The 14,886-nt window shown below is 62.0% G+C and carries 13 protein-coding genes; 8 read left to right on the forward strand and 5 right to left on the reverse strand.

Features of this window, described 5'->3' with window-relative positions:
• Positions 1-33: 33 nt before the first annotated feature.
• Positions 34-654, reverse strand: a complete 621-nt coding sequence (locus HU736_RS08100; RefSeq protein ID WP_101320893.1) for a TetR/AcrR family transcriptional regulator — start codon at positions 652-654, stop codon at positions 34-36.
• 54 nt (positions 655-708) lie between these two features.
• On the reverse strand, positions 709-1,899 hold the full coding sequence (locus tag HU736_RS08105) for an MFS transporter (RefSeq protein WP_186698859.1): 1,191 nt from the start codon (positions 1,897-1,899) through the stop codon (positions 709-711).
• 319 nt (positions 1,900-2,218) lie between these two features.
• Between HU736_RS08105 and HU736_RS08110 the strand changes: the two genes are divergently transcribed.
• On the forward strand, positions 2,219-2,491 hold the full coding sequence (locus tag HU736_RS08110) for an HU family DNA-binding protein (protein WP_103437903.1): 273 nt from the start codon (positions 2,219-2,221) through the stop codon (positions 2,489-2,491).
• A gap of 11 nt (positions 2,492-2,502) precedes the next feature.
• Here the strand turns inward: HU736_RS08110 and HU736_RS08115 are convergent, their stop codons facing one another.
• The 3 genes from HU736_RS08115 to gnd form a co-directional block, all read right to left on the reverse strand.
• Positions 2,503-4,293, reverse strand: coding sequence for a glycoside hydrolase family 15 protein (locus HU736_RS08115; protein WP_186698858.1), 1,791 nt, complete (start codon positions 4,291-4,293; stop codon positions 2,503-2,505).
• A 72-nt stretch (positions 4,294-4,365) separates the two neighbouring features.
• Complete coding sequence (zwf, locus tag HU736_RS08120) at positions 4,366-5,862, reverse strand: glucose-6-phosphate dehydrogenase (RefSeq protein ID WP_186698857.1); 1,497 nt, start codon at positions 5,860-5,862, stop codon at positions 4,366-4,368.
• Positions 5,859-6,842 (reverse strand): phosphogluconate dehydrogenase (NAD(+)-dependent, decarboxylating), encoded by a 984-nt coding sequence (gene gnd / locus HU736_RS08125; RefSeq protein ID WP_186698856.1) that lies wholly within the window; start codon positions 6,840-6,842, stop codon positions 5,859-5,861. The genes zwf and gnd overlap by 4 nt, the downstream gene beginning before the upstream one ends.
• A gap of 198 nt (positions 6,843-7,040) precedes the next feature.
• Between gnd and HU736_RS08130 the strand changes: the two genes are divergently transcribed.
• From HU736_RS08130 to HU736_RS08160, 7 genes are all read left to right on the forward strand, one after another.
• Positions 7,041-7,208 carry a DUF6026 family protein gene (locus HU736_RS08130; protein WP_178080778.1) on the forward strand — a complete coding sequence of 56 codons (168 nt, stop codon included), beginning with the start codon at positions 7,041-7,043 and terminating at the stop codon, positions 7,206-7,208.
• A gap of 90 nt (positions 7,209-7,298) precedes the next feature.
• Positions 7,299-7,754, forward strand: a complete 456-nt coding sequence (locus HU736_RS08135; RefSeq protein ID WP_186698855.1) for an SgcJ/EcaC family oxidoreductase — start codon at positions 7,299-7,301, stop codon at positions 7,752-7,754.
• Between the two features lie 144 nt (positions 7,755-7,898).
• The gene (locus HU736_RS08140; protein ID WP_103437908.1) at positions 7,899-8,417 is read left to right on the forward strand and encodes a sigma-70 family RNA polymerase sigma factor; all 519 of its coding nucleotides are present in this window, start codon (positions 7,899-7,901) and stop codon (positions 8,415-8,417) included.
• The gene (locus tag HU736_RS08145) at positions 8,414-9,340 is read left to right on the forward strand and encodes a DUF4880 domain-containing protein (protein ID WP_186698854.1); all 927 of its coding nucleotides are present in this window, start codon (positions 8,414-8,416) and stop codon (positions 9,338-9,340) included. Before HU736_RS08140 ends, HU736_RS08145 begins: the two co-directional genes overlap by 4 nt.
• Before the next feature lie 726 nt (positions 9,341-10,066).
• On the forward strand, positions 10,067-11,314 hold the full coding sequence (locus HU736_RS08150) for an IS256 family transposase (RefSeq protein ID WP_105642849.1): 1,248 nt from the start codon (positions 10,067-10,069) through the stop codon (positions 11,312-11,314).
• Between the two features lie 197 nt (positions 11,315-11,511).
• The gene (locus tag HU736_RS08155; RefSeq protein ID WP_186699332.1) at positions 11,512-13,833 is read left to right on the forward strand and encodes a TonB-dependent siderophore receptor; all 2,322 of its coding nucleotides are present in this window, start codon (positions 11,512-11,514) and stop codon (positions 13,831-13,833) included.
• A gap of 11 nt (positions 13,834-13,844) precedes the next feature.
• The gene (locus tag HU736_RS08160; protein ID WP_225912992.1) at positions 13,845-14,678 is read left to right on the forward strand and encodes an alpha/beta hydrolase; all 834 of its coding nucleotides are present in this window, start codon (positions 13,845-13,847) and stop codon (positions 14,676-14,678) included.
• The last annotated feature ends 208 nt before the right edge of the window (positions 14,679-14,886 follow it).

A 14,886-nucleotide genomic window follows, 5' to 3' on the forward strand; every position in this document is an offset into this window, starting at 1 on the left:
CAGTGCGCCGGGCTCAAGCCCGGCGCAGCTGTTTCAGGGCTCCAGGCCGATCCCGCGCAGGATCACCCCGGTTACGGTCTGGATGGCGCGCTCAAAGGCCATGTCCGACAGCGGCTCACCACCGTTGAGCAACGTTACCTGATAGCCAAAGTCGGCGTAGTGCTGGGTGGCGGCCCAGATCATGTACAGCAAGGCAGACGGCTCGACCGGCAGAATCTGCCCTTCTTCGACCCAGCGACGGATCTTGTTCTCCTTCAACTGCGCCCACGGCACCAGGCTTTCGTCCAGACTGGTGCCGAGCAGCGGCGCGCCGTGAAGCATCTCTTCAGCCCAGATCTTTGAGCCCAGCGAGCGCGAGCGCGAGTGGCTCATCTTGGCCCGGATATAACTGGTCAGCACCACCCGCGGGTCGTCGAAACGCTCGAAGCACAGGGCGTCCTGCTTCCACACTTCGAGCAGGTCCTGCAGCACGGCGCGGTACAGGTCGTCTTTGGTGTTGAAGTAGTAATGCAGGTTGGACCGCGGCAGCTCGGCCTGCTCGGCGATATCGCCCATCGACGTCGCGCCGAAGCCCTTCTCGGCGAAGACCTTTTCGGCAGCGTGGAGAATCTTTTCGACGTTACGGCGGCGGATCTCGATCTTGTGGTTGGCCATGGCCTGTCCAAAACGACTGAAACCCGTCAAGGCTAACAGTTTTGCCGGCGTTACTCACTCGGCAAGCGGCGCTCTGCGCTGCAGGCGTTGCAACAGGCAACGGCCAGCTGCAAGCGCCCAGACCAACAGCGCGATCACGCTGACGGTGAACAACATGCCCGAGACGCCGCTCTGGCTGATCAGCTTACCGGCGAAGAACGGGAAGCCGAATACGCCGATGAAATACGCCAGGCTGAACAGCAGCAACGCCTGCGCGGTCAGTTGCGGCGGCGCTTCATTGGCTGCCAGGCCATTGATCACCGAGTAATTCAGGCCATAGCCGATGCCCAGCACGCCGGCAGCCAGCACATAGCTGAGGCTGTCATGCACCCAGCTGGCAAAACCCAGCACGGCGATCAGCATCAACGTGGTCAATGCCAGCGAGGTCGGCAGCGGGCTGCGCTTGACCACCCAGCCAGCGATCAACAACCGGCAGGTGATGGCGGCGCCCATGAAACCGATGAAAAACAGCGAATAGTCCAGACCAAGACTGGCCGCGTAACTGGTCTGGAAACTGCCCATGCCGCCAAAGATCGCCCCACCCAGGCCGACCATCACGATCGACAACGCCGAGCGCGAGCGCAGCACCTCGGCCGCCGAGCGCAGGCTGATCTGTACCGGCTCGCTGGGGCGCTGCTGGGCGATGGCGGTGGCCGCGCCCAAGCGCCAGAAGTAGCCACCGCCCAGCGCTGCGGTCAACGCGGCAGTGATGAACGTGGCCTGCACCGGCAGCCCCGCCAGCGCCGCCAACTTGCCCGCCAAAGGGCCGCTGCCGATGCCGGCCAGCATGCTCCCGGACAACAGCGCAAAGCAGTGCGTGCGTCGCGCCGGCGCGACCATCGCCGCGACCATGATCGGCCCCACGGTGTAGAACACGCCCCAGCCGATGCCAAGCAGTGCGCCGCAAGCCATCAGCATCAGGCCCAGCCCCGGCGCCATGGCGAAGCCCAGTGACGCGAGCACAAGGCACAATGCACCCAGCGCAATACAGCGGGCCGCGCCTAAACGCTGCAGCACGTGGCCGGAAACCAGCACCGCGACCAAGGTACTGGCCATGGCTACCGCAAATACCTGGCCGGCGTCATGCTCATTGCCGCCGAACGAGCGCACCAGCAACGACAGCAAAAAAGTTGCACCATAGGCAATCGAAAGCAGGAAGCAGGCAAAGCAGAACGCGCTGAAACGGGGCGTGGCGGACAGGTTCATTGGCGCGGTCCATGGGTGACTGGGCGCTTACTTCTAACATAGCCGGCAGCCGGGTTAGTCATTGGAATGGCGGAGTTGAGTTAACCAGGACTGCATCTTTCAGTGCGATTGGTTCGTAAATTGCGGGGGTCAATGCAGGCGGTAGGCATGTGCCAAGGCTGATGGGCTGGCTCACGGTTCAGCACCTCCCGCACCTGACATTTCTACCAGTTGTGCTGGCGCCAGCGCCAGCTGACACTCTGATCGTTGCACCTTGCTCCGGGCATGCCAGCCAAGGCTCCGCGCCGGAAAAATTAAAGGACTGATCCGGAGTGACTTGATGAACAAGAATGAACTGGTTAACGATATTGCCCAACGTGCGGCAATCAGCAAAAAGGACGCTGGAGATTTTCTCGACGCGTTCACCAAGGTCATCACCGAAACGCTGGAATCAGGGCAAGAGATCGCAATTGTCAATTTTGGCAGATTCTCCCTCACCCCGCGTGCCGAGCGGATGGGGAGAAACCCACAGACCGGTGAGCCGATGCTGATCCAGTCAGCCAATAAAGTGGTGTTCAAGCCGGGCAAGGGGATCAAGGACGCAGTCAACTGACTCGGCCCGGTTCAGCCACAACGCGCCCGCGCCGGACACTGCACCTTATGCAGGTTCAACGCGGTGTTGATGATGCCGATATGGCTGAATGCCTGCGGGAAGTTGCCGAGCATACGCTGCCCGGTTGGGTCGTATTGCTCGGCCAGCAAGCCAAGGTCGTTGCATAGCCCGAGCAAGCGCTGATACAGCGCGTCGGCCTGCTCGTGGCGACCCTGCAGCACATACACGTCAGCCAACCAGAACGAACATACCAGGAACGTCCCCTCCCCCGACGACAGCCCATCGCCGCAACTGTCACTGTCGTAACGCAGCAACAAGCCGTTCTTCTGCAGCCGGCTTTCGATCTGCTCCAGGGTGCGGACAAAACGTGGATCGTCGGCTGGCAAGAATCCGGTCAGGGCAATCTGCAGCAGGCTGGCGTCCATTTCGCTGGAGCCGTAGGCTTGGACGAAATGCTCACCGCTTGGGTCGAGCCCCTTGGTACAGACTTCGCGGTGAATCTCGTCCGCCACCCGACGGTAATGCTTGCTGCGATCAAGCTCCTCTTCGGTGGTTTCCGCCAGGCTCGCGGCACGGTCAAAAGCGACCCAGGCCATGACCTTGGAATGCACGAAGTGCTGGGGGCCGCCGCGCACTTCCCAGATACCTTCGTCCGGCTCGCGCCAGATGCTCTCCACATAGGGCAGGATCAACCGCGCAATGGCCGCGCTGCGGGGATGGCGCGGCAGGCCGCCCTTGATCGCCTGGGTCATGGCATCGGCAACTTCGCCGTAAATATCCAGCTGATGCTGCCCGGCCGCAGCGTTGCCGACCCGTACCGGCTGAGAGTGCTCATAGCCCGCCAGCCACGGCAGGTCGTACTCCTGCAGATCGCGCTCACCGGCCAGGCCGTACATGATCTGCATCTGCTCAGGGTTGCCCGCCACCGAACGCAGCAGCCATTCGCGCCAGGCTTGCGCCTCGTCGAAGTAGCCCAGGTTCATGAATGCCAGCAAGGTCATGGTCGCATCGCGCAGCCAGCAATATCGGTAGTCCCAGTTACGCTCACCGCCGACCCGTTCTGGCAGCGAGGTGGTCACCGCCGCGACGATGCCGCCAGTTGGAGCATAGGTCATCGCTTTGAGCGTGATCAGTGAACGCCTCACCTGAGCGCTATAGCGGCCAACGTCGGGGCAGCGGCCGGCAAAGGTCTGCCACTCGTTGAGGGTATGGACAAATGCCTCGTCCAGGTCGCAGTCGGGCTGCACCGGCAGATGCGAAGGCTGATGGCGCAGGCTGAACACCTGGCGCTCGCCGGCAGCTACGCGAAAGCGCACACCGGTATGGTGGTCCCAGGCATGGGTGGCGACGCTGCTGGAAAGAATCAGGCGGTCGGGCCCAGCCACCGCGCTGAGGGTCAGCAGGTCGATCTTTTCCACCCAGGGCACGCTGCGGCCGTAATCAAAACGCAGCACCAGGTCCATCTCGAAGCTGGTCTCGCCAGCAAGCCCCTCGACGATGCGAATCACTGAGTTGGTGTCACACAGCGGCATCAAATCAAGCACCCGCGCCCGACCGCTGGCGGTGCTGTACACCGTCTCCAGAATCAGGCTGTCTTCGAGGTACTGGCGCGTGCTGCTCTCAACCGGATCGGAGGGCGCCAGGCGCCAGCGGCCGTTCTCTTCGTTGCCGAGCAAGGCGGCAAACACCGCCGGGGCGTCGAAGCGCGGCAGGCATAGCCAGTCGATCGAACCGTCGCGGCTGACCAGGGCGGCGCTACGGCAGTTGCCGAGCAGAGCGTAGTCTTCGATCGGGGCTGGCATTGAAACTCCTTGGCATGGGTTGAACAGGTTGGGCGGGTTAAATCACCGAAAAGCTCTACCGACCCGGCAACATCAGCCCAGGCTATGCCACTCACGCTTGTCACGGCTGAGCAGCTCGTTGCCCGCTTCCGGGCCATCCTCGCCGGCGGGGTATTCATGCACCTTGCTCTCGCTGGCCCAGGCATCGAGAAACGGCTGTACGGCACGCCAGCCGTTTTCGATGTTGTCAGCGCGCTGGAACAGCGTCTGGTCACCGGTCAGGCAGTCGTAGATCAAGGTCTCGTAGCCGGTGGCCGGCGGCATCTTGAAAAAGTCCTTGTAGGCAAATCCGAGCTCGACATTCTCCATGATCATCTCCGGCCCCGGGCGCTTGGCCTGCAGGTCGAACCACATACCTTCATTGGGCTGGATCTGGATTTTCAGGTAGTTGGGCTTGGGTCGCTCCAGCTCCGATTCACGAAACTGGGCGTACGGCGCTGGCTTGAAGCAGATGGCGATCTCGGTGTCACGCACACTCATGCGCTTGCCGGTACGCAGGTAAAAAGGCACCCCAGCCCAACGCCAGTTGTCGATCATCACCTTCAAGGCAACGTAGGTTTCGGTCTGGCTGTCGGGGGCTACGTTGGCTTCTTCGCGGTATCCCGGCACGCGCTTGCGGCCCTGCTTGCCGACGCTGTACTGGCCACGCACCGAGTTTTTCAGGGCCATCTTGGTCGACCAAGGGCGGATGGCGCCGATCACCTTGGCCTTCTCGCCGCGCACCGCATCGGCGCCGAATGCAGCTGGTGGCTCCATGGCGACCATGGCCAACAGCTGGAACAGGTGATTGGGGACCATGTCGCGCAACGCGCCGGTGTTGTCATAGAACGCGCCACGGGTCTCGACGCCGACGGTCTCGGCAGCGGTGATCTGCACGTGGTCGATGTAGTGATTGTTCCAGAACGATTCGAACAGGCCATTGGAGAAGCGGCTGACCAGGATGTTCTGTACGGTCTCTTTGCCCAGATAATGGTCGATGCGGTAGATCTGTCGTTCATGCATGACCTTGAGCAGGCAGGCGTTGAGCGCCTCGGCGCTGGCCAGGTCAGTGCCAAACGGTTTTTCGATCACCACCCGGCGGAAACCCCCAGCCGACTCATCGAGCAAGCCCGCCTCGCCCAGCCGCTGCGCGACCTCAGGGAAGAATCGCGGCGACGTGGCCAGATAGAAGATGGCGTTGCCATGGCGGGTGCCCTCGACGCGCTTGGCCAGGGCCTGATAAGTGGCCGGGTCGAGGAAATCACCGGTCTGGTAATCCAGCCGCTTGGCCAGCCGCGCCCAGACCTTTTCATCGAGGTTCTTGGTCGCGCCCTGCTCGCGGTTGGCCATGAAACTGTGCAGGCGCTCGGCAAACTCCTCTGAGCTGGCGGCGTTGTGGTCAACGCCGACGATACGCAAATTGCGATCGAGCAGGCCGTCGCGGCTGAGGTTGTACAGCGCCGGCATCAGCAGGCGCTTGACCAGATCACCGCTGGCGCCGAACAGGAACAACGTGCACGGCGGTGCTGCGGGTATCTTCGCTTGGCTCATGGGCGCTTGTTCTCGACATGCCCGCCAAAGCCCAGGCGCATGGCCGACAGGACCTTGTCGCCGAAGGTGCCCTGCTGCTGGCGTGAACGGAAGCGGGCAAACAGCGCGCTGGACAAAACCGGGACCGGCACGGCCTGCTCGACGGCAGCGTCGATGGTCCAGCGGCCTTCACCACTGTCCGACACCGAACCACTGAACTGAGCCAAGGCCGGGTCGGCGACCAGCGCGTCGGCGGTCAGGTCGAGCAGCCACGAGGTGACCACGCTACCACGGCGCCAGACTTCGGCGATTTCTGCCACGTTCAAGTCAAAGCGCTGGGCCTCGGGCAATTCATCACTGCCCTTGCTGCGCAGCAGGTCGAAGCCTTCGGCATAGGCCTGCATCAAGCCGTACTCGATGCCGTTGTGGATCATCTTCACGTAGTGGCCGGAGCCTGCCGGGCCGGCATGGATGTAACCGTGCTCGGCACGTGCGTGCGCACCTTCGCGGCCCTGGGTGCGCGGGATCTCGCCAACACCCGGGGCCAGTGCGCTGAACAGCGGCTCCAGGCGCTCAAATACGTCTTTCTCGCCGCCAATCATCATGCAATAGCCGCGCTCCAGGCCCCAGACGCCGCCGGAGGTACCGACATCCAGATAATGCAGGCCACGCTGGGACAGCTCGGCCGCGCGGCGCATGTCGTCCTTGTAGAAGGTGTTGCCGCCGTCGATGATCGCATCGCCTGGTTCGAGCAGGTCGGCCAGCTGGCGGATGGTCTGCTCGGTCGGCTCGCCGGCTGGCAGCATCACCCACACGGCGCGCGGTGCTTTCATTTTTTGAATCATTGCTCCCAGGTCGTGGGCACCCTGGGCGCCTTCATTTTCCAGGGCGGTGACCGCGTCGCGGTTGCGGTCATGGACCACGGTACGATGCCCGGCACGCATCAGCCGTCTTGCAATATTGCCGCCCATGCGGCCCAGCCCGACGATTCCCAGTTGCATGTGGCGTCGCTCCCCTCAGAAATAAATGACAAGGCGGTTCAGGTTTTCAGATTAGTCCAGCTCATCGGCAAAGGGTTCAGCGACGAACGGCCTGACCACCATAAACAAAAAAGTTCCCAAGCTCGCAGAAAGAATTCAGAATGCGCGCCGTATGAGCGGCTACGCTTAGAATGTCACTAGCCAATTGCGAGGTGTGCAATGGGTACCTTGATGCAAAACACTCCTGTCCAGACCCTTTTTGTTTCCGTTCGCCGTGATGAACTGCGTCGTCTGAAGGAAGAGCGTGACCTGCTGTTGCAACAGGTCGCGCAGTTGAGCCTGCAGCTTGAGCAGGGCAAAAACAGCGAAAAGTCGCTCATTAGCTGAGACCCTTTACCTACATTTATCGCACGTAGTTGTTTCTACCTTGGATGCTTTGCAGGCCCACCCGGCGGCCTGCTTCCAAGGAGTTTCAACATGAACCGCCCCTGCCTTTACCTATCTGTAGCTTTCCTGTGCCTGCCTGCGTACGCGACTGCGGTAACCAAAGAGTGCCAGCCAGTTGCCGACGATGACGTGCTGTCACTGTTCAGCCAATGGAATGCAAGCTTGCAGAGCGGTGATCCCACGGCCGTGGCCAGGCTGTATACAGCAGACGCGCTGTTGCTACCCACGGTGTCCAGTCTGCCGCGGCTGAGCACTGCCGAGCGTGTTGACTACTTCAAGCATTTCCTTGCTGACCGCCCATCCGGCACGCTCGATAGTCACCATGTCAGCATCGGTTGCAACCAGGCGTCACTGGCCGGGCTGTACACATTCGATTTTGCGGCGACCGGCAAGCAAGTGGCCGCTCGATATACCTTTACCTACAACTGGACCGGCAGCGAGTGGCTGATCAGCCATCATCATTCCTCGCTGCTGCCTGCTGGCTGAAGCTTGCGCCAGGCTTAGCAGGGCACGGCAGGCGGCGCCAAAAGAGCTTCGCAGCAGACAATAAATAAGTTGAATTGGGAACCATTCGCTTTTATCTTGCGCCCGGTCCTCAATTCAACTGTGCCTGTCTGCCAGGGGCGTCGCATGTCGCTGCATGAAACAGATTCGATCATCCCTCTTGAGGTTCTCTACGGCACCCAGCGCAGCTGGCTACAGGCATGGCTGCGGCGTTCGCTGGGCTGCTCGCAGCAGGCTGCCGACCTGGCGCAGGACACGTTCGTGCGCTTGCTGGTGCGCAACCAGCCGATCAGCGACCGCGCCCCGCGGGCGTTGCTGGCGCGCATCGCCCGCGGCCTGGTGATCGATCACTGGCGCCGCGATGCACTGGAACGCGCCTACCTTGAGACCCTGGCCCTGCAGCCAGAGGCCAGTTTTCCATCCCCTGCAGTACGCCATGAGGCGCTGCAATGTCTGGAGCGCATCGCGCAAATGCTCGACGGTCTCAAGCCGGCCGTGCGTGAGGCATTCCTGCTTTACCAACTGAGCGGCCTGACCCACGTGCAAGTGGCCGAGCAGTTAGGTATTTCCAGCCGCACGGCCGAGCGACACGTAGCCAGCGCCCTGCTCCACTGCTATCGGGTGTGCTTCGAGGATGCCCTGTGAGCGCGAGCGCGGAGCGGTTGCCGGAGGCGATCGTGTGCAAGGCCATCGAGTGGCAAATGCGCCTGCGCGATCAGCCGCACCACCCCGAGTTGCAGGCGCAGCTAATGGCCTGGCGGCAGCGCGATGGCCGGCATGAGTTGGCCTGGCTGCGCTTGGGCCAGTTGGCTGGTCAGTTTGACCCCGGGCGGTTACCGGATGCAGCGCAGACCTCGGCCGTGTTACGCCGGGCCGAGGTTGATGTGGGTCGACGGCGGATGCTGTCCTTGCTTGGGGTGGGTTTGGCGGTTGGCAGTGGCGCGTTGCTGTTGAGCCATACCGCACCTGGCTGGCGGAGTGACTTTGCCACGGCTACCGGGGAGCGTCGGCGGGTGCCGTTGGCCGCTGGTGGTGAGGTGCTGTTGAACACCGACAGTGCAGTGGATATCGAGGCTGGGCGGATGGTGCTGCGTTCGGGTGAAGTGTTGCTGGATGGGCCGAGCTGGGTTGCCGGTTGCCGCTTCGCCAGTTGTGAAGGGCGCGGAGCGCGTGCGGTGGTGCGGGAGCGGGCTGGGTTCACTGAGGTGCATGTGGCGCGGGGACAAGTGTTGGTGCACGCGGCTGGCGGGATGCAGCAGTTGGCTGCAGGGGATGGGGTGGCGGTAGATGGCGGAGGGATCAAGCCGTTGGTAGGCGTGGGGATCGATCCGTTTGGTTGGAGTCGGGGGGTGTTGGTTGCCAGTGATGTGGGGCTTGGGGAGTTTTTGGCCGAGGCTGGGCGGTATCGGGCTGGGTGGCTTGGGTGTGATGCAGGGGTTGCCGGGCTGCGATTGAGTGGGGTGTTTCGTTTGGATGACCCTGAGGGGTTGTTGGGCAATATCGAGCGGTTGTTGCCGGTCAGGGTGGTGGAGCGGACGCGGTGGTGGGTTCGGGTTGTGGCGGTTTGATCTGTGGTCTGCTGCTTGTTTTGTGAGCTTATCCATTTTCTGTTGTGGCAGTGCGGGCCCCTTTCGCCCTTACGGCGAGTCACTTGCCCCAAAAAAGTAACCAAAAAAGGGCTCGCTCCCACATACGGCCCCTGCGCTGCGCTCCGGGGTCCCCTCACTCCGGCATAGCTCCCGGGAGGACCGCGCTGTACGGCCCATCCTGGGCCGCAGCGCTTGCCGGCCATCCATGGCCGGCACCTCCCTTCGCAATGCCTGCGTTCGGCCTTCTGAGGTCGCTGGTAGATCAAGATCAAGATCAAGAGCACGCCTCGCTGCGCTGGCGCAGATCAAGGGCGGGACCGCAAAGCGGCCCCAGCATTTGACCTTCGCTTTTGATCTGCGCCAGCGCAGCGAGGCGTGCTCTTGATCTTCATCTTGCTCTTGATCCACCGGCGACTCAGGAGGCCGAGCGCAGGTCTTGCGAAGGGAGGTGACGGGCATGGATGCCCGGCAAGCGCTGCGGGCCAGGATGGCCCGTACAGCGCGGTCCTCCCGGGAGCAAGACCGAAGCGAGGGAACCCCGCAGCGCAGCGGAGGGGCCGGATGTGGAGCCAAGCATTTTTTTGGTTACTTTTTTGGGGCGTTTGCCAAAAAAGTGACTCGCCGTAAGGGCGAAAGGGGCCCTAACAGCCACCGGGGGTGTCAGAAATTTTGTGTTCGGGCATAACATGAGTAAGAGGTGCATGTATGCCAACCAAAAAGAAACCCCTGCGTGACCTACCAAAAATCCCCAAGGAGCTGCTCGAGCAGTTCGGTGAAGGGCTGATGACCGCAGAGGCTATCGAAGACGCTTCTGCGGCCTTCAAGAAGGCTTTGATTGAGCGAGCATTGAGTGCTGAGCTCGGTCACCACCTGGGGTATCCGCCGGGCGCGCAGCGCCCAGAGGATGAAACCAACCAGCGCAACGGCAAAACGGGCAAGACGGTTTTGACAGGGGATGGCCCGCTGCGGCTGGAGATTCCCCGTGATCGGGATGGCAGTTTTGCCCCCATTCTGATCCCCAAGCATGAGCGGCGTTACACCGGTTTTGATGACAAGATCATCGCCATGTATGCCCGAGGCATGACCGTTCGAGAAATCCGCGCTTTCCTCTCTGAGCAATACGGGACGGACGTTTCCCATGACTTCATCAGCTCAGTCACTGACGAGGTGATGGAGGAAATTGGTGCGTGGCAACAGCGACCGCTTGAGCCGATGTACCCAGTCATTTTCTTCGATGCGCTGCGGGTCAAGATCCGCGAAGAAGGCCTTGTCCGCAACAAGGCGATTTACTTAGCGCTGGGTGTTTTACCCGATGGAACGCGCGATATTCTTGGCATCTGGATCGAAAACACTGAGGGTGCGAAGTTTTGGATGAAGGTATTCAACGACCTCAAGACCCGCGGCGTAGAAGACGTGCTGATAGCCGTTACCGACGGTCTCAAAGGCATGCCAGAGGCGCTAAGTGCAGTGTTTCCGGCGACAACGCTGCAAACCTGCATCGTCCACTTGATCCGCAACAGCCTCGATTATGCGGCGTGGGATAAGCGCCGTGAGCTGGCCAAGGCGCTTAAACCGGTCTATCAGGCCATCACCGCAGAAGCGGCTGAGGAAGCACTGGGTGCCTTTGAAAATGGCCCTTGGGGAAAGCAGTACCCAGCGGTCGTGGCGGCCTGGAGACGAGCTTGGGATCGAGTGATCCCATTTTTTGTCTTCCCACCTGCCATTCGAAAAGTGATCTATACGACCAACGCTATCGAAAGCATCAACGCCCAGCTACGCAAGATCATCAAAACGCGAGGCCACTTCCCGACTGATGACGCAGCGACCAAGCTGATCTGGCTTGGGCTTCGCAACATTACGGCAAACTGGGGCTCGGCGGCGCATGATTGGAAAAATGCGATGAATCAATTTGCGATTCTGTACGGCGACCGATTTATCAGGCCGACCTGGTAAAAGCCCGGCCTGCCCAGCGGCAGGCCATTACCGGCCCGCACACAAAAAATCTGACACTCTCCAGCCACCACAGAAAACGGATAAGCCCACAGAGCCAGAGGACAACCCACAAATAGCCGAAGCCGCCAGAAAAAAACTGTCGGACTTCCCCACCTCATCCGGTTAGCAGTGATATCCCCTCGAACGGACCCGCCCCAATGCCACCCCACAGCAGCAACCTCCCCACCGCCCTGGCCCTGGCCCTGGCCCTCTTGGCCAGCAGCGCCAGCGCCGCCGAAAAAACCGCGCCAACCATCCCCCCGGGCCCTCTGGCCCAAGCCCTGAGCACCTTCGCCGAACGCTCGGGCATCACCCTCTCCTTCTCCCCAGAAAACGTTCAAAACCTCACAACCCAAGGCACCCAGCCAGGCGGCACGCTCGACGAAGCCCTCGCCCGCCTGCTCCAGGGCACCAACCTTAGCCCGCACAAAACCCAGTCCGGCTACGTCATCCTGCCCACCGCGACCGACACCAGCCTGCAACTCGACCCCACCAACATCGACGCCAACGCCAGCCAAAGCGCCTTCGCCCCGGTCAGCGGCTACTACGCCAGCAACGCCAGCAGCGCAACCAAGACCGACCGCCCAATCCTTGAAACCGCGCAAAGCGTCAGTGTCGTCACCGCTGCGCAGATCGCCGACCGCAAGGTCGACCGCGTCGAAGACGCCGTCGCTTACACCGCCGGCGTGCGTGTGGGCAGCTCGGGGCTGGACCCGCGCTTTGACATGATCAGCGTGCGCGGTTTCGAAACCACCATGTCCGCCGACTTCCTCGACGGCCTGCGCCAACCCGGCAGCGGCTGGCTGTCGCTGTACCAGACCGAAGCCTACAACCTGGAACGCATCGAAGTGGTCAAAGGCCCTGCTTCGGTGCTGTACGGCCAGATCAGCCCCGGCGGCATGGTCAACAGGGTCAGCAAGCGCCCGAGCCTGGACGCACGCAACGAAGTGCAGATCCAGGCCGGCAACTACAACCACCAACAAGGCCAGTTCGACCTCGGCGGACGCTTGGACGAACAAGGCGACCTGCTCTACCGCGTGGTCGGTGTCTACCGCGATGCAGAAAACTACATCGAGCAACTGAACAACGACGTGCGCCTGATCGCGCCATCGCTGAGCTGGCAGATCGACCCCGACACCCGTCTCACCCTGCTCGCCCAATACCAGGAGCGTGAAACCGCCGGTTCACCGATGCTCTACCAGCAAGGCGAGCACCTGAGCAACTTCTGGCAGGGCGATGAATACTTCGACAAACTCGAACAGCGCCAGTGGACCCTGGGTTACGAGTTCGAGCACATCCTCAACGACACCTTCACCTTCCAGCAAAACCTGCGCTACGGCCAGGTCGACACCACCAACCAGTACATGCAGCCCTTCCAGGAGCGTGGCTCGGTGCTCGATCGACAAGCCGTCGGCGTCTACGAAAACATGACCTCGCTGTCGACCGACACCCGCCTGGTCAGCCGCTTCGATACCGGCAGCCTGCGCCACACCCTGGTCAGCGGCTGGGATTATGCCCTGCTTGAAACCGACCTGCTGTACGCCATGGGCCCCGGGCCTTCGATCGATCGCTACGCGCCCGACTACCACCAGCCGGTTGCGCGCCCGAACACGGCCTGGGCCGACGAGGACGGTCTGGAGCACCGCAGCGGCCTGTACCTGCAAGACCAGATCGAGATCGACCGCTGGCGCCTGTCGGCCGGGCTGCGCCGTGACAAGGTAGATGTTCGCCGCAGCAATCACCTCGCCGGCAGCAAGCGCAAGGACGACGACGCGGCCACCACCGGCTCGATCGGCGCGCTGTACCTGTTCGACAACGGTGTCGCGCCCTACGCCAGCTACGCCACCTCGTTTTTGCCACAGAGCAGCAGCCAGCCCGATGGCAGCCCCTACAAGGCCACTGAGGGCGAGCAATATGAGTTGGGCGTGAAGTACCAACCACCGGGCAGCTCGACCCTGCTCACCGCCTCGCTGTACCACCTGACCCAGCAAAACGTGTTGACCCGCGACCTGGCCGACCCGACCCGCAGCATCGCCACCGGTGAGCAGACCTCCAAGGGCCTGGAGCTGGAAGCGGTATCCGACCTGAGCGAGCGCCTCAAGCTGACTGCCAGCTACAGCTACAACGATGCCGAGGTGACCAAGAGCAACGACGGCAATCAGGGCAAGCAACCGCTCAACGTGCCACGCCATCTGGCCTCGATGTGGCTCGACTACCGCTTGCCGTTCGGCCTCGGCCTGGGCGCGGGTGCGCGCTACACCGGCAGCAACTTCGGCGATGCCGCCAACACCCAGAAGAACGAGGGCTACACCCTGGTCGACGCTGGCGTGCACTACGACTTTGCCGGCGACCTGGACGGCGTGCGCCTGGGCTTCAACGCGCGCAACCTGCTCGACAAGCGCTACATCAATTGCCAGCAGGGTTACTGCTATCGCGGCGAGGCACGCAGCCTGGTCACCAGCCTCAGCTATCGCTGGTAAGGAGAACACTGATGATGCGCACACTGTGGATTTACCTGAGCGCCCTGTTTTTTGCCGGGCTGGCACACGCCGCGCCGGTGACACTGGACGGCACTGAACAATGGACGATGAAAAGCGCCCAAGGCCGCGAGTACCGGATCATGGTCAGCCTGCCGGAAGGCGATGTGCCGTGGACCGGCGGCTACCCGGTGATCTACCTGCTCGACGGCAACGCGTACTTCCCGGCCTTCCATGCCGCCAAGCGCGCGCAGGAGCGCTTGCGCGGCTCGATTCTGGTGGCGATCGGTTATCCCAGTGATACCCCGCTGGACTTCGAGCGCCGCGCCTTCGACCTGTCTCCGCCGCAACCAGCCGAACGCAACGTGCCGCCGCAGGGCGGCCAGGACGTGTTTCTGGACTTCATCGAAAAGCGCCTGATGCCTGAGGTCAACAGCCGCTTCAAGGTCGATCAAGACCAACGCAGCCTGGTCGGGCACTCGTTCGGTGGCATGTTCGCGGTGTATACCCTGTTCACCCGCCCGGCGCTGTTTCAGCATGCCGTGGCGATCAGCCCCAGCCTGTGGTGGCGGGACCGCTACTTGCTGGAACACGAGCGCACGTTCACCCAACGCGCCCATGCCGGGCAGATCGACCTCACCCACAGCAGCCTGAACCTGCTGATTGGTGATCGCGAGATGCCCCAGGAGATCCAGGACGCGCGCTCGCTGCAGTTGCGCCTGGAGCAGCTGTCGCAGTACGGCCTGCGCAGTGATTTCCAGATCGAGCCAGGCGAAGACCATATGTCGGCGCCATTTCGTGTTGCCCCGCGCGTGCTCGACGAACTGATGAGCACACGTCGCTACTAACCGACCGACATCACCCAAAGTGGCGCACCAACACAGTGCGCCAGATCCAAGGCGCACCCCGCTGGCGCATTGCATCCATGACATAAAAATGTCGTAAATGGTCGACATCTTCGCGATTTACACCCATCTACAGACGCCAACGTTTGCGTCTGGCCCGCCTCATAACGAAAGTGACCGGCGGGTCACCTTTTTATCACCTACTCTCCTA

The sequence above is a fragment of the Pseudomonas shirazensis genome, from assembly GCF_014268785.2.
Classification (GTDB): Bacteria; Pseudomonadota; Gammaproteobacteria; order Pseudomonadales; family Pseudomonadaceae; genus Aquipseudomonas; species Aquipseudomonas shirazensis.

Bases quoted from the DNA above. Each gene is read 5' to 3' on its own strand.
- HU736_RS08140 (WP_103437908.1), top strand. From the start codon at position 7,899: ATGTCGCTGCATGAAACAGATTCGATCATCCCTCTTGAGGTTCTCTAC.
- HU736_RS08100 (WP_101320893.1), bottom strand. From the start codon at position 654: ATGGCCAACCACAAGATCGAGATCCGCCGCCGTAACGTCGAAAAGATT.
- gnd (WP_186698856.1), bottom strand. From the start codon at position 6,842: ATGCAACTGGGAATCGTCGGGCTGGGCCGCATGGGCGGCAATATTGCA.
- HU736_RS08160 (WP_225912992.1), top strand. From the start codon at position 13,845: ATGATGCGCACACTGTGGATTTACCTGAGCGCCCTGTTTTTTGCCGGG.
- HU736_RS08110 (WP_103437903.1), top strand. From the start codon at position 2,219: ATGAACAAGAATGAACTGGTTAACGATATTGCCCAACGTGCGGCAATC.
- HU736_RS08115 (WP_186698858.1), bottom strand. From the start codon at position 4,293: ATGCCAGCCCCGATCGAAGACTACGCTCTGCTCGGCAACTGCCGTAGC.
- HU736_RS08130 (WP_178080778.1), top strand. From the start codon at position 7,041: ATGGGTACCTTGATGCAAAACACTCCTGTCCAGACCCTTTTTGTTTCC.
- HU736_RS08155 (WP_186699332.1), top strand. From the start codon at position 11,512: ATGCCACCCCACAGCAGCAACCTCCCCACCGCCCTGGCCCTGGCCCTG.
- HU736_RS08150 (WP_105642849.1), top strand. From the start codon at position 10,067: ATGCCAACCAAAAAGAAACCCCTGCGTGACCTACCAAAAATCCCCAAG.
- zwf (WP_186698857.1), bottom strand. From the start codon at position 5,862: ATGAGCCAAGCGAAGATACCCGCAGCACCGCCGTGCACGTTGTTCCTG.
- HU736_RS08135 (WP_186698855.1), top strand. From the start codon at position 7,299: ATGAACCGCCCCTGCCTTTACCTATCTGTAGCTTTCCTGTGCCTGCCT.
- HU736_RS08105 (WP_186698859.1), bottom strand. From the start codon at position 1,899: ATGAACCTGTCCGCCACGCCCCGTTTCAGCGCGTTCTGCTTTGCCTGC.